This is a genomic window from Vibrio limimangrovi, assembly GCF_054064025.1.
Genome location: NZ_JBSUGF010000007.1, coordinates 40,413 through 52,839, shown reverse-complemented (window position 1 = coordinate 52,839; position 12,427 = coordinate 40,413). Strand labels below are relative to the sequence as shown.

13 protein-coding genes are annotated in these 12,427 nt (G+C 44.8%); 9 read left to right on the top strand and 4 right to left on the bottom strand.

Features of this window, described 5'->3' with window-relative positions; translation table 11 throughout:
• Positions 1-36: 36 nt before the first annotated feature.
• From ACWYU8_RS08080 to ACWYU8_RS08060, 5 genes are all read left to right on the top strand, one after another.
• Positions 37-1,020: a TRAP transporter substrate-binding protein gene (locus tag ACWYU8_RS08080; RefSeq protein ID WP_444496350.1), complete on the top strand. Its 984-nt coding sequence runs from the start codon at positions 37-39 to the stop codon at positions 1,018-1,020.
• Positions 1,021-1,071: 51 nt separating this feature from the next.
• Complete coding sequence (locus ACWYU8_RS08075; RefSeq protein WP_457518724.1) at positions 1,072-1,611, top strand: TRAP transporter small permease; 540 nt, start codon at positions 1,072-1,074, stop codon at positions 1,609-1,611.
• 1 nt (position 1,612) lies between these two features.
• On the top strand, positions 1,613-2,920 hold the full coding sequence (locus ACWYU8_RS08070; RefSeq protein ID WP_457518722.1) for a TRAP transporter large permease: 1,308 nt from the start codon (positions 1,613-1,615) through the stop codon (positions 2,918-2,920).
• A gap of 340 nt (positions 2,921-3,260) precedes the next feature.
• Complete coding sequence (locus ACWYU8_RS08065) at positions 3,261-4,025, top strand: IclR family transcriptional regulator (protein ID WP_457518720.1); 765 nt, start codon at positions 3,261-3,263, stop codon at positions 4,023-4,025.
• Positions 4,026-4,233: 208 nt separating this feature from the next.
• Positions 4,234-5,103, top strand: a complete 870-nt coding sequence (locus ACWYU8_RS08060) for a LysR family transcriptional regulator (RefSeq protein WP_457518718.1) — start codon at positions 4,234-4,236, stop codon at positions 5,101-5,103.
• Here ACWYU8_RS08060 and ACWYU8_RS08055 read toward each other — a convergent pair whose 3' ends face one another.
• The 3 genes from ACWYU8_RS08055 to kdgR all read right to left on the bottom strand — a co-directional run bounded on the left by ACWYU8_RS08055 (position 5,104) and on the right by kdgR (position 8,547).
• On the bottom strand, positions 5,104-5,814 hold the full coding sequence (locus ACWYU8_RS08055; RefSeq protein WP_457518716.1) for a 3'-5' exonuclease: 711 nt from the start codon (positions 5,812-5,814) through the stop codon (positions 5,104-5,106).
• Between the two features lies 1 nt (position 5,815).
• Positions 5,816-7,681: a DUF294 nucleotidyltransferase-like domain-containing protein gene (locus tag ACWYU8_RS08050; RefSeq protein WP_457518714.1), complete on the bottom strand. Its 1,866-nt coding sequence runs from the start codon at positions 7,679-7,681 to the stop codon at positions 5,816-5,818.
• 83 nt (positions 7,682-7,764) lie between these two features.
• Positions 7,765-8,547 carry a DNA-binding transcriptional regulator KdgR gene (gene kdgR / locus ACWYU8_RS08045; protein WP_457518712.1) on the bottom strand — a complete coding sequence of 261 codons (783 nt, stop codon included), beginning with the start codon at positions 8,545-8,547 and terminating at the stop codon, positions 7,765-7,767.
• 256 nt (positions 8,548-8,803) lie between these two features.
• Between kdgR and kduD the strand changes: the two genes are divergently transcribed.
• From kduD to ACWYU8_RS08025, 4 genes are read left to right on the top strand one after another with little or no spacing between them, the layout of a single operon-like run.
• On the top strand, positions 8,804-9,565 hold the full coding sequence (kduD, locus tag ACWYU8_RS08040; protein ID WP_444496342.1) for a 2-dehydro-3-deoxy-D-gluconate 5-dehydrogenase KduD: 762 nt from the start codon (positions 8,804-8,806) through the stop codon (positions 9,563-9,565).
• Between the two features lie 21 nt (positions 9,566-9,586).
• The gene (locus ACWYU8_RS08035) at positions 9,587-10,108 is read left to right on the top strand and encodes a YgjV family protein (protein WP_457518710.1); all 522 of its coding nucleotides are present in this window, start codon (positions 9,587-9,589) and stop codon (positions 10,106-10,108) included.
• A 7-nt stretch (positions 10,109-10,115) separates the two neighbouring features.
• The gene (locus tag ACWYU8_RS08030; protein WP_444496340.1) at positions 10,116-10,436 is read left to right on the top strand and encodes a cupin domain-containing protein; all 321 of its coding nucleotides are present in this window, start codon (positions 10,116-10,118) and stop codon (positions 10,434-10,436) included.
• A 39-nt stretch (positions 10,437-10,475) separates the two neighbouring features.
• Positions 10,476-11,111, top strand: a complete 636-nt coding sequence (locus ACWYU8_RS08025; RefSeq protein WP_444496339.1) for an RpiB/LacA/LacB family sugar-phosphate isomerase — start codon at positions 10,476-10,478, stop codon at positions 11,109-11,111.
• Between the two features lie 397 nt (positions 11,112-11,508).
• On the opposite strand, the gene ACWYU8_RS08020 is transcribed toward ACWYU8_RS08025, so the two are convergent.
• Positions 11,509-12,411, bottom strand: a complete 903-nt coding sequence (locus ACWYU8_RS08020; RefSeq protein WP_457518707.1) for a DMT family transporter — start codon at positions 12,409-12,411, stop codon at positions 11,509-11,511.
• Positions 12,412-12,427 lie beyond the last annotated feature (16 nt).

Genomic DNA, 12,427 nt, shown 5'->3' with positions numbered 1-12,427 from the left:
ACAAATACCCTACAAATTTTTACAAGGACTTTAGATATGAAAAAAGTACTGAAATTAGCAACGCTGTCGGCTTTGGTAAGTGTTGGTCTGGGCGCAACCTCAATGGCGCAAGCGGCAACCGAAATTAAAGCGGCCTTTAACCAGTCTGATAACCATCCTCAATATCTTGCTCTTCAGGAGTTTGGTAAAAAACTTAATGAGCAAACGGATGGTCGCTACAAACTTTCTATCTATGCTAATGAACTGCTTGGTGACCAGCGTGCAGCCCTTGAACTTGTGCAGAATGGCGCGATTCAAATGGCTGTTGTGGCAAACCCTCTGATTGAAAACTACGACGCAACTTACCGTGTCATTGGTATGCCTTATGTTTACACCGGTCCGAAGCACCAGGAAGCGGTATTTACCTCTGGTGAGTTAGATGAGCTATTTGCTTCAACACAACGTTTTGGATTTGAGGTTCTGACGGCATACACCGCTGGTGCGCGCAGTATGTACACTAAGGGCGCACCAGTAGAAACGGTTGCAGATATGAAAGGTAACAAGATTCGTGTGATGCAATCTGAAACCATGATCAAGATGCTTTCTTGCATGGGCGGTACCGGCGTTCCTATGAGTCAGGGGGAAGTGTACACCGCGATTCAGCAGGGCGTACTTGATGGTGCTGAAAACAACGAAATCACTTATGCCGATCTCAAACAGTATGAAGTGGCTCCTTACTTCTCAACGACTCGCCATCTGATGGTGCCAGATCTTGTCGTTATCAGCAGCTACTTCATCAACTCAATGTCGAAGGAAGATCAGGCAACCATTCGTCGTTTAGCGAAGGAAAGCACACCAGAGCAATTCAAAATGTGGAACGAGCGTGTGAGTACAGCAATGGAAACCGCAAAATCACACGGTGCTACTTTCAATGAAGTTGACATCAAACCTTTCCAGGATAGCTGCCTGCCATTACAGGAAGCTCTGACTGAATCTCCAGTTCAGAAAAAACTGTTCGAAAAAATCTCTGCCTTGAGATAAGAGTCTAAATTGTAAGGAGCCAGCGTGCTGGCTCCTTTTTGGATCGTCGTTATGCAAAAAACAAAACTCCAAACGTTATTGTCTGGGATGACAATAATTAAGCAGTGGGTGGATAAGTTTCTCTCACTGATTTTGATCCTTATTGTGGGTGCCATGACTGCCTTAGTGACCTATCAGGTGGCATCGCGATACTTATTTAATAGCCCGAGTGCAGTCAGTGAAGTGTTGTCCCGTTACTTGTTCATCTGGCTAGTGCTATTTGGTAGTGCTTACGTATTTGGTTTGCGTGAGCATATGGCGATTAGCTTTATCAAAGACAAATTCAGAGCTAAATATCGCTTGCTGGCGGATATGTTCATTGAAGTCGTTACTGCCAGTTTCGCCTGCGCCATCATGCTCACCGGCGGTTACAACAGCGCATTGCGTCAAATGTGGCAGCTCGATTCGGCCTTACAAATTCCTATGGGTGTTATTTACTCCGCGATACCAATCTCTGGCGCGCTGATCTTATTTTATTTCATTTACAACGAATTAAATCTGGTCAATCAATTTAAGTCCCTTAAACACAGCTCAACAGTAAGAGAGGTTTAATATGGATATTGCACTTACTGCCTCGATCGTTATGTTTGCTGGGGCGATATTTTTACTGGTGATTGGTGCGCCAATCGCTATTAGTGTCGGTGCGGCTTCGTTTGCTGCAATGACTGCAATTCTGCCATTTCAGGGGGCGATGACCACATCCGCTCAGCGCATGTTTGTTGGTCTCGACTCGTTTGCACTGCTCGCTATCCCATTTTTTATTCTGGCCGGTAACATCATGAATAACGGCGGAATAGCGATTCGCTTGATCAACTTCTCCAAGATCATCAGTGGCTTCTTTCCTGGCTCGCTAGCTCAGACCAACGTTGTGTCTAACATGCTTTTTGGCTCAATCAGTGGCTCTGGCGTTGCCTCCGCTGCTGCGGTAGGTGGCATCATGTCGCCAATTCAAAAGAAAGAAGGCTACGACCCGGCGTTCAGTACTGCGGTTAACATTGCGTCTGCGCCAACAGGTATGCTGATTCCACCGAGTAACACGTTAATCGTTTACGCGACTGTAGCGGGCAGTGTGTCTGTATCAGCCCTGTTTGTTGGCGGTTACATTCCCGGTATTCTATGGGGACTCAGCGTGATGGTGATTGCTGGCTTTATGGCTAAACGTCGTGGCTACGTCGCTAAACATGCAATGAGTCTTAAAGATTGCGTGAGTGTAACCTTGCAGGCGATTCCGAGTTTATCTCTGATCGTTGTTGTGATTGGCGGTATTCTTGGTGGTGTATTTACGGCAACAGAAGCATCGGCAATAGCGGTGGTTTACTCGCTATTTTTGACCTCATGTTACCGTTCTTTGAAGTTCAGTGCGCTACCACAGATTTTCCTAAACACAGCCAAAATGTCAGCCATTGTTATCTTTATGCTGGCAACATCGTCAATCATGTCATGGGTAATGGCATTTACTCAGATTCCGGGAATGATAGCGGACTCTTTGCTGTCGCTGACAGACAACCCGTTCTTGATCCTGCTTATCATTAACTTGGTGCTGTTGTTTGTTGGTACCTTTATGGACCCAACCCCAGCGGTATTGATTTTTACACCTATTTTCCTGCCTATCTGTACTTCACTTGGTATGGATCCAGTGCAGTTCGGTATCTTGTTGGTGTTCAACTTATCGCTCGGCACTATCACGCCGCCTGTTGGTCCAATTCTGTTTACCGGATGTAAAGTCAGTGGGATAAGCATCGATAGTGTAATTCGCACATTATTACCGTTCTTTGTGATGGTGTTTGGTGTGTTGATGTTGGTAACGTATGTACCAGCAATTTCAATGACTATTCCGCAATGGATGGGCCTGATTCGTTAATTGTGGCGTAGGGTCTGTTGACCTTTCGAGCTGATTTTTGCAGCAGTTTGTGGGTTATTTATACAAGGCAGAGGCTTTGAAATGTAGTTGACCTACCTGATAAGCCGATAACGCAGTAGAAAGGAGCCACAAACGCTGCCCGAAGGGTTCGGCTAAAAGCGTTTTACTCTTTGTTGAGAGGTGTTTTGCTTAGAATGACTAGGCTACAAACCTCTCGCCGCGATTAATACGCTTTTATCTCGAACAAAATTTAACCGCGAAAGGTTAACAGACCCTAGTACTTTAAAGGAAAATTACATGCTGTCATACTGTTCGTCATGTATGACAGCATCATTCAATCATGACTATTACAAAAAAGAACGAGTATCGGGCACCAGCGTTAGAAAAAGGACTCGATATTTTAGAACTGCTTGCCGCTTCAACTGTTCCTCTAACTAAAAAACAGATTGCTGAAAAGCTCGATCGAAGCGTTAGTGAGATTTTCCGGATGTTGTCGGTTCTTGTCGAGCGACAATATATCGAGTTTGATTCAGAGCAGTCATCCTACTCTTTGAGCCTGAGAATGTTTGTATTGTCGAATCAGCATCCACCTGTCGCTCAGATGCTAAAACGTGCAACGCCAATGATGGAAGAACTGTGCTTAAAAGTGAATCAGTCTTGTCATCTCAGCCAATACAAGCATGGTGAATTAGTGGTGATTAGTGTGCAGGAAAGTCCTTATAAAATGGGCTTTGGTTTGCGTTTAGGTGCGACTTTGGATGTCTGCTCTTCTGGTTCTGGAATCGTGTTGCTGGCGTTGTCCAGCCAAGAACAGCGCGAGAAAATTCTTAAGCAGACCAGTGCTACGGATGTCGAAATTCAACACGCTCTGGCGAACATTACCAAAACGCAGAATGACGGTTATTACGTAGGCGCGAGTCCGCAGATTTCTGGGGTTACCAATATCAGCTTTCCTATTTTTGGTGCTCTGGGTGAATTGATCGCAATCATTACCGTGCCATATATGACGCTAAACTCTCAAACTGTGCATCATCACATCGAAGATATTGAACAAACCAAGAAAGAGCTTTCTGAGGTAGCCAGGTATCTCAGTATGTTTGAATAACTCTTATATGGGGTCGTAGCGAATTGCTCGCTGGTATGGAAATGGTCACCTGTTCTAAAAGGTTGGCCATTTTCCTCCCCCTTGTTAATCAATATCCTTTATAAAATCTTTCAAAGCCGCTTTTAACTCGAACGTGCGAAGGGAAAGTTTCTCCTTGACGGCGTTTGTGTGAGAATGTTGCCTTAATTAGGCTTAAGGGAACAGCACAATGGCGAATTGGGAAGGTGTCACTGAATTTGTAGCAGTCGCAGAGACAAACAGTTTCACTGGCGCTGCATCTAAACTCAAAACATCGGTTGCACAAATCAGTCGTCGAGTCTCTGCTCTTGAACAGCGTTTGGCGGTGAAGTTGCTGCATCGCACTACACGAAAAGTTTCCCTCTCAGAGGCTGGTCAGCTTTATTACCAGCAATGTAAGCACTTATTGGAAGGGTTAGAGTTGGCGGAGCTTGCAGTGACGCAAATGCAGGCTGAGCCGAGAGGTGTTTTGCGAGTTACTGCTCCTGTTACTTATGGGGAGATGAATCTCGCGCCATTGCTGAACCAGTTTCTAGAGAAGCACCCTCAAGTAAGTCTCGACCTGATTTTAACCAACCAGCGACTAGATTTAATTGAACAAGGGGTTGACCTGGCGATACGTCTCGGTCGTCTGCAAGATTCCAGTCTGATTGTCAGACGTCTTTCTTCCCGACAAATGCACGTTTGCGCCAGTCCTAAGTACTTAGAACGATTTGGCGAACCCCATACACTCTCTGAGTTGGGTCGTCATCAATGTCTGGTCGGTTCCGTGGACTACTGGCATTTTAAAGAGCAAAAGCGTGAGAAGTCGTTAAGAGTTTCGGGGAGGATCAAGTGCAACAGTGGCTTCGCTTTAGTGGATGCAGCAAAGCGCGGACTTGGATTGGTTCAGCTACCGGATTACTACGTGCAGGAGGCATTAGACAGCGGTGAGCTGATAGAAGTACTCAGTGATTACCGAGATGATCGTGAAGGCATCTGGGCCCTGTATCCGCCCAGCCATAACCTGTCACCTAAGGTGAGATTGCTCATCGACTTTTTGGCTAAAGAACTGGCTTAATCAGCGCATAAGCTGGCGAAGCGTGACATAAGGCAGGGCAGAAAGCTTTTTACTCTGGACTAAAAACAGTTCTGCACAAGCTAACGCGTCACTTGCTGCTGAGTGAGAATGGTAGTCGGGCAGATGATAATGGCTACGCAAATCGTCGAGTTGATAGCTGGGATGCGCACCAGTTTTCCCTGCATAGCTGAACTGTTTCTCTATCTGCAGTGTATCGATGAAATAGGCTGGCAGTTCGTCCATCTGGTAACGCGTAGCAAAATAGTGTTGGATGAATGCCTTTTCGATACAGCAACCATGAGCCAGGATCACTTTTCCTTCCATTCTTTCCAGCAGATGGTTCATTCCCTGATCGATGTGCAGGCCATGAGCTAAATCTTGTGGGGTTAAGCCATTGATCTCTGCGGTTTCGGGTTTGATGAACTGACCGTGGCAAATAAACCATTCTTTCGTGCTGGCGATATCAATGCCTTCGAGCGTGAGATCCACAACGCCAATCGATAATATTTTATCGCCTCGGGCATCAACACCAGTCGTTTCAAAATCCAGGGCGACAAAACTGAGCTCATTCATTGTTGCCTCCCAATCTATGAGTGGTTTCTGTAAGTAGCTCTGTAGCGCGTTGGGCCAGTTATCGAGAATTTCAATGGACTGACGTTTTTGTTCCGGACTGTTCGGAGATTCCCACCGTTTAAACCAGCGCTTAAACATGTTATGCCCCTTTCACAAACTTCAATTTCGCCACATCTTGCATTTCACTGATGATCTTAAACGCATCTTTCAAGTGCTTACGTTCAAAGCTGCTGAAATTGTCAGGCGCAATATGATTGTCTGGTGTGGTGCCAGTAAGAATGGCGTTTAGTTGATGGCGAAATCGCACTTGTGTAATAAATCGGTACGCGCCGATGATGTTTTCCATGCTGTCCTTTGATAACGTGCCATGTTCAGCTGCGTAACGAAAACGTTCTTCAGTACCTGTTAAATACCCACCGGCTGCGAGGCTAAAGATTCGCGCTAAGTCGATGATCAAATTCAGTGCGTACTTTTTAATGTTCAGCGTATTGCTGTTTTTGCCACCTTTTTCCAACACGAGATTATTGAAAATGCCTAATGGTGGTTGGGTATCAATGGCATCGCGTACCAGAGCAGGAATAAATTTGGTGCTTTTTTGGATACATTCGTGCAGGTGTTGTTGGATTTTGTCAACAAACTCGCGATTACCATAAATCGCTCGTACCTCTAAAAACACGCTGATGCTCAATAGTTTGTTGTACTCTGGGCTGGCAACCCATTTTTGATAATACTCTTTCCAGCGTTTTACAGGCTGACACCATTGTGGTGATGCTGCCATATATTTGCCATCACACAGCGGATAGCCACAAGCAGCTAAGCCATTACAAACGCGCATTGCAAGATGTTTGAAGTATAGTTTATGGTCTTCCGTTGCCTCATCCGAAATGACTATTGCACTATCCTGATCGGATAGCATATGGACTTCATTTCTGGCGTGAGAACCTGCCACCAACCAGGCATAGTCACAAGGTGGTGGGCCAAGTAATTCTTCACTCAGTTGGATGATGCGACGGTTAAAGGCATCCATGATCATCGACATCACTCGGCCTTGGATTTCGGCACTGACGCCACTTTCAACTAATGCCTGGAAAATCGTTTGTTTTTCTTCTTTTAATGCAGCCAGCGCATTAATTGACTGAGCGTATTTGATTTTTTCGATCAGGAAGAGAGATTGCGTTTTGTGATTGTGGACTAAATGCGTTGTTGTCAATAATCCTGTTACCTGGCCATTTTTTAATACCGGTAGACAACGAACGTTATATTGCAGCATTAATGAAATAGCTTGCATGACTTTATCATCGCTCTGAACCAGTACAGGGGATGTGTTCATGACTTTGGAAATAGGCAGGTTGGTATCTATTTTTTGCGCAACCACGCTTTTGGTCATATCGCGGTCAGTCACCATACCTGCAATTTCTCCGTTGCGCATGATGACAGCACACGAGCTACGTTGCTTTCCGCACATGCTTTGCGCAACGCTGTGAATTGAATCGTTTACATCGACAATCGCGATGTTTTCACTCGCGATTTCGCCTACGGTACGAAAGAAAAGCCCTTTATCTTCTTTGCTGACGTATTTCACCGCAGAGCTTAGACGAAGATTGGCTTGTGCTGCGAAATAATCGGCGAATTCTGGGTGTTCTTCGCTGACTAATTTTAACTCCGAGTGTGGAATTAAGTAGATTAGGGAGTCTTCAATCGCTTCCGCCTGGTAACCGTCTTCCGCGTTTTCCAGTGGTTCCAGAAACGTAAAACCAAATTGGTCATCATGGCCCAGGCGGGAGCGAAGCTCGCCGGTTGAAGTGCGTTGTTCGATGGCGCCGGTTCTAATGATATAAAGGTATCGCTGATCGCACAGAGCGCTAAAGCCGATGGTCTCGCCGCGCACCAGGTATTTCACTTTCACGGAGTTAGAGATGCTCTTAACCACGGATTCTGGCAATTTATCAAAGGGGTCTATTTTGATTAAAAAGTCAAAGATGTTTGGAGTAACGGAAGTGCCCATGACTAACCTCTAAAATGAACCGGCGTTTCAAGTGTGTTATAAGTGGCAAAAAAAGCAGCCTTCTGGCTGCTTTTTGCATTTGCTTAAGCTGGATATTTGTTATAACCCAGTTGTTCAGAAATATTTTTGCCTGCTTGATGCAGTAAACCTACGTACTCTTCCATTCTTGCTTCGTCGAAACGAATGACAGGGAATGAGATAGACAGACCCGCGATGATATTACCAAAGCGATCATAAATAGGCGCAGCGATACAGCGAAGGCCAGGTTCTTGCTCTTCGTTATCTTCTGCATAGTGGAAATCACGTACTTTTACTAACTCTGCTAATACTTGCTCAGTGTTTTCCAGAGTTTTTTCTGTGTGTTTAATAAATTCCACATCACTTAATACTTCACGTACAAAGCTTTCATCACGCTCAGAAAGCAGTACTTTACCAATAGCGGTACTGTACAGAGGATTACGACGACCGATACGCGACTGCATACGAAGGTTGTAACCGGAGTCGATCTTATGGATGTAAATGATGGCATTTTCATCCAAAGCACCAAGGTGCAGAGCTTCATTAGTTTGTTCTGAAATATGGCGCATTTCTTTGTCAGCCAGTTCAATCAGATCCACGTACTCTAACGATTTCGCACCTAGCTCAAATAACTTAAGAGTTAGAGAGTACTTATCGTCTTCACCTTCCTGAGATACATAGCCTAACGACTTCATTGTTTGCAGAAAACGATAAGTGGTCGCTTTTGACATCATCAGTCTTTGTGAAAGTTCTGAAACACCGATGGACTTTTGTTCACCTAGCGCTTGAAGAATATGAAACACTTTCAGTACTGATGAAACTGCTTCAGGTTGTGTCGACTTTTCCATTGTTGCCCCTTTGTTCTCTAGTTTGTTGCATTATATCGTCTAAAATCTATAGAACCAGTTTTTTTAAAATGCCTTTTCAAAAATTTGAAACAGCTCCAGAGTGGAATGCATAAAAAATACGATCACTATCAATATTTTTAAAACGCTTTTTCAAAAATATTTGCCATCAGTTTCTTTTTAGCTCAATATGAATGCATACAAAGTGACATGGCCAAGTCGCCAAATCACGACATTACCTATTATTGAGGAAAACGACATGATTCTTGATTCATTTAACCTTGAAGGCAAAGTGGCCATTGTTACTGGTTGTGACACTGGTCTTGGTCAAGGTATGGCGCTTGGTCTAGCAAAAGCAGGCTGTGACATCGTTGGTGTAAACATTACTGAACCAACAGAGACAATCGAAAAAATCCAAGCAGAAGGTCGTAAGTTCATCGATATCCGCGCTAACCTAATGAAGCTAGATGACATCCCATCAATCATTGACCGCGCAGTTACAGAACTTGGCCGTATTGATATCTTGGTAAACAACGCAGGTATCATTCGTCGTAACGATGCAATCGACTTTTCTGAACAAGATTGGGATGACGTAATGAACATCAACATTAAGTCTGTGTTCTTTATGTCTCAAGCAGTGGCAAAACAGTTCATCTCTCAAGGTGAAGGTGGCAAGATCATCAACATCGCTTCTATGCTTTCTTACCAAGGTGGTATCCGCGTTCCTTCATACACAGCTTCTAAAAGCGGAGTGATGGGTGTAACTCGTCTAATGGCGAACGAATGGGCAAGCCAAGGTATTAACGTGAACGCGATTGCACCTGGTTACATGGCGACTAACAACACTGCAGCACTTCGTGCAGATGAAGAGCGTAACGCAGCAATCCTTGAGCGTATTCCTGCAGCTCGCTGGGGTAAGCCTGAAGATCTTGCTGGTCCATGCGTATTCTTAGCATCAAGTGCATCTGACTACATCAATGGTTACACTATCGCTGTTGATGGTGGTTGGTTAGCTCGCTAATCGATTTGTGAGAAGGTGATTGTGGACACCACGATATTGGCGCAGGCATTAGGGTTTATAAGTTTTGGTTTGGGATTCTCCGTCTTCTACCAGAAAAATGACAGGCTCTTAAAAATCTTGATGCTGATTTTCAACCTCAATCATCTTCTCCATTTTTTACTGCTTGGTTCGATAGTATCTGCGCTCAGCGCTTTGCTGTCGGCACTGAGAACGACCACGGCGATATTTGTCTCGTCGAAACGAGTTGCCGCTGTCTTTATCGTAATTAGTCTAGTCAGTGGTTTTTGGGTCGCAGAGCAATGGCGTGATATATGGCCTATCCTTGGAACGGTCATTGGTACGTACTCAGTATTCTGCTTGTCTGGGATTAGGATGCGCATTGGCTTTCTGCTGGGCGCTTCTTGCTGGCTGACCAACAATATTCTGGTAGGGTCCATTGGTGGAACGTTACTGGAAATGACCGTGATCGTAATGAATTCTCTGACGATATTTCGTTTACATCGTCAGCAATCAGAATCAATGATTAATCAATCAAGTTATTAGGTGAACCATGTTCGTATTAAACCAAGACATTCCGATGGAAGATCTCGGCGAAGGGATTTCACGCAAAGTACTGGCACACAGCGAAAATATAATGTCAGTAGAAGTGCACTTTGAAGAAGGTGCTATCGGTACGATGCACTCACACCCACATGAGCAACTGACATACGTGCTTTCTGGTGAGTTTGAATTCACCATCGGTGATGAGAAAAAAATCGTCAAAGCTGGCGATACTATGTACAAAGAGCCAAACATTGAGCATGGCTGTGTTTGTCTGAAACCGGGTGTTCTTATCGATACATTCACCCCAATGCGTAAAGATTTTATTTAAGAATTGATTTTTGAATGCGGTTCCCCGCAGGAGTAACATATGAAAATTGCACTAATGATGGAAAACAGCCAAGCAGCGAAAAACGCAATGGTGGCTGGTGAACTAAACTCTGTAGCTGGTGGTCTTGGCCACGATGTATTCAACGTAGGTATGATTGACGAAAACGATCACCACCTAACATACATCCACCTTGGTATCATGGCGAACATCCTACTTAACTCTAAAGCAGTAGATTTCGTTGTAACTGGTTGTGGTACTGGTCAAGGCGCTCTGATGTCAAGCAACCTGCACCCGGGTGTGGTTTGTGGCTACTGTCTGGAGCCATCTGATGCGTTCTTGTTCAACCAAATCAACAACGGCAACGCTATTTCTCTGGCATTTGCTAAAGGCTTTGGCTGGGCTGGCGAACTTAATGTTCGTTACATCTTCGAAAAAGCGTTCACAGGTAAGCGTGGTGAAGGTTACCCAATCGAGCGTGCTGCTCCTCAGCAAGCAAACGCAGCGATCCTGAACGACGTGAAAGCAGCAGTATCTAAAGATGTAGTTGAAGGTCTGCGTGCTATCGATCAAGAGCTAGTGAAAACTGCAGTAGGCAGCACACAATTCCAAGAGTGCTTCTTCGCACACTGCCAAGTTCCTGAAATCGCTGAGTACGTTAAGTCACTTCTAGACTAAGTACTAAGCACTCATTTCTCGGGAATAAGTCAAGGCCAGCCATCGTGCTGGCTTTTCTATTTTCTGAACTAAAACAATTTCGAGAAGATGGTTGTGTCCCACTGCTGCGTACGAGTTCAATGTGCGTTACTCAGAAACTAATTTCATCTGATGGCATATACGGGTTAGTAATCTGAAAGCAGAGAGACCGATATTGGGATTGGCTTGGATAAAATTATTGTTGCAGTACTTTGTCCAAACGGGTTAAGTCGATGCTTCGAGTCACTTAAAACTAACGGCTATGAGAAGAGTCAATGGTGGTATCGATCGGTATCGCGAGGAGGTTGTTTGCCTGTAAAGACTATCAACACTTAGTGGAACGCCCCGACATGCCGGGGCGCTACCAAAGCGTTAGTCGTTAAAGTGGGCTGACATTTTGCTGAGATTTAACGTCATCGTTGATTTTCTGTCTGCGTCGCAACCAACTACGCCAGCGAATTGGCATCATTGGAATGATGATTAACAGAATACCCAAAACAGTGAAGAGGTCCGGTACTTCATCAAACCAGATAACACCAAAGAAGGTGACGAAGGCTAAGCCGGAATATTCCGCCAGCGCTATCTGACTGGCTGGTGCTTGCTGGAATGCTTTTACTACCAATGCGTGGTAAGCGAGTACAAACAAGTTGATAGCAACAATCCATAATACATGTCGAAGGCTAATTGGAGCCCATTCCCAATAAGCGAGCACAAATGCAAAGGGTACCGTCATTAAGGTTGTCCAAAATAGTGTCGAGATCAGAGATTGATCAGCCGGTACTTTACGAATCAAAATGTTACCGACACCCATTGATAATGCACTACCGAGGGCAATAATGGCTGCCCAATGGAAATGCTCAGGACGTAAGACGATCAGTACGCCGATAAAGCCGAGAAAAGTGGCGAACACTTTGCTGGCGTTAGGACGTTCTCCCAAAAAGATAAACGCAAGGGGGAGCACTAATAATGGTCCTACGTAAAACATGGCGTTGGCGGTGGCCAACGGCAAATGGGTAATCGCAACCATGGCGCAAGCACTGCCTAACAAAATAAGTTGAGCGCGCCAGAAAGTGACCCAGTCGCAACCCTTCTTCCATTCACTTCTATCCATCCTCAACCAAAAGGGCAACAACAGAAGCAAACTGATGGATTGGCGAATGAAGACATACTGAAAAGTGGGTACCTCTCCATTTAAAATTTTTAGTGAAACATCTGATAAAGAAGCGAGCAAATTGGCTGCGACCAGAAAGAAGATCGCTCGCGATACGTTTTGGTTAGTCATGTTGAAGTTTGGTTTC

What these genes read in the sequence shown, in the direction of transcription:
- ACWYU8_RS08030 (WP_444496340.1), top strand. Translation starts at nt 10,116, where the DNA reads ATGTTCGTATTAAACCAAGACATTCCGATGGAAGATCTCGGCGAAGGG.
- kdgR (WP_457518712.1), bottom strand. Translation starts at nt 8,547, where the DNA reads ATGGAAAAGTCGACACAACCTGAAGCAGTTTCATCAGTACTGAAAGTG.
- ACWYU8_RS08070 (WP_457518722.1), top strand. Translation starts at nt 1,613, where the DNA reads ATGGATATTGCACTTACTGCCTCGATCGTTATGTTTGCTGGGGCGATA.
- ACWYU8_RS08060 (WP_457518718.1), top strand. Translation starts at nt 4,234, where the DNA reads ATGGCGAATTGGGAAGGTGTCACTGAATTTGTAGCAGTCGCAGAGACA.
- ACWYU8_RS08080 (WP_444496350.1), top strand. Translation starts at nt 37, where the DNA reads ATGAAAAAAGTACTGAAATTAGCAACGCTGTCGGCTTTGGTAAGTGTT.
- kduD (WP_444496342.1), top strand. Translation starts at nt 8,804, where the DNA reads ATGATTCTTGATTCATTTAACCTTGAAGGCAAAGTGGCCATTGTTACT.
- ACWYU8_RS08025 (WP_444496339.1), top strand. Translation starts at nt 10,476, where the DNA reads ATGAAAATTGCACTAATGATGGAAAACAGCCAAGCAGCGAAAAACGCA.
- ACWYU8_RS08020 (WP_457518707.1), bottom strand. Translation starts at nt 12,411, where the DNA reads ATGACTAACCAAAACGTATCGCGAGCGATCTTCTTTCTGGTCGCAGCC.
- ACWYU8_RS08065 (WP_457518720.1), top strand. Translation starts at nt 3,261, where the DNA reads ATGACTATTACAAAAAAGAACGAGTATCGGGCACCAGCGTTAGAAAAA.
- ACWYU8_RS08055 (WP_457518716.1), bottom strand. Translation starts at nt 5,814, where the DNA reads ATGTTTAAGCGCTGGTTTAAACGGTGGGAATCTCCGAACAGTCCGGAA.
- ACWYU8_RS08075 (WP_457518724.1), top strand. Translation starts at nt 1,072, where the DNA reads ATGCAAAAAACAAAACTCCAAACGTTATTGTCTGGGATGACAATAATT.
- ACWYU8_RS08050 (WP_457518714.1), bottom strand. Translation starts at nt 7,681, where the DNA reads ATGGGCACTTCCGTTACTCCAAACATCTTTGACTTTTTAATCAAAATA.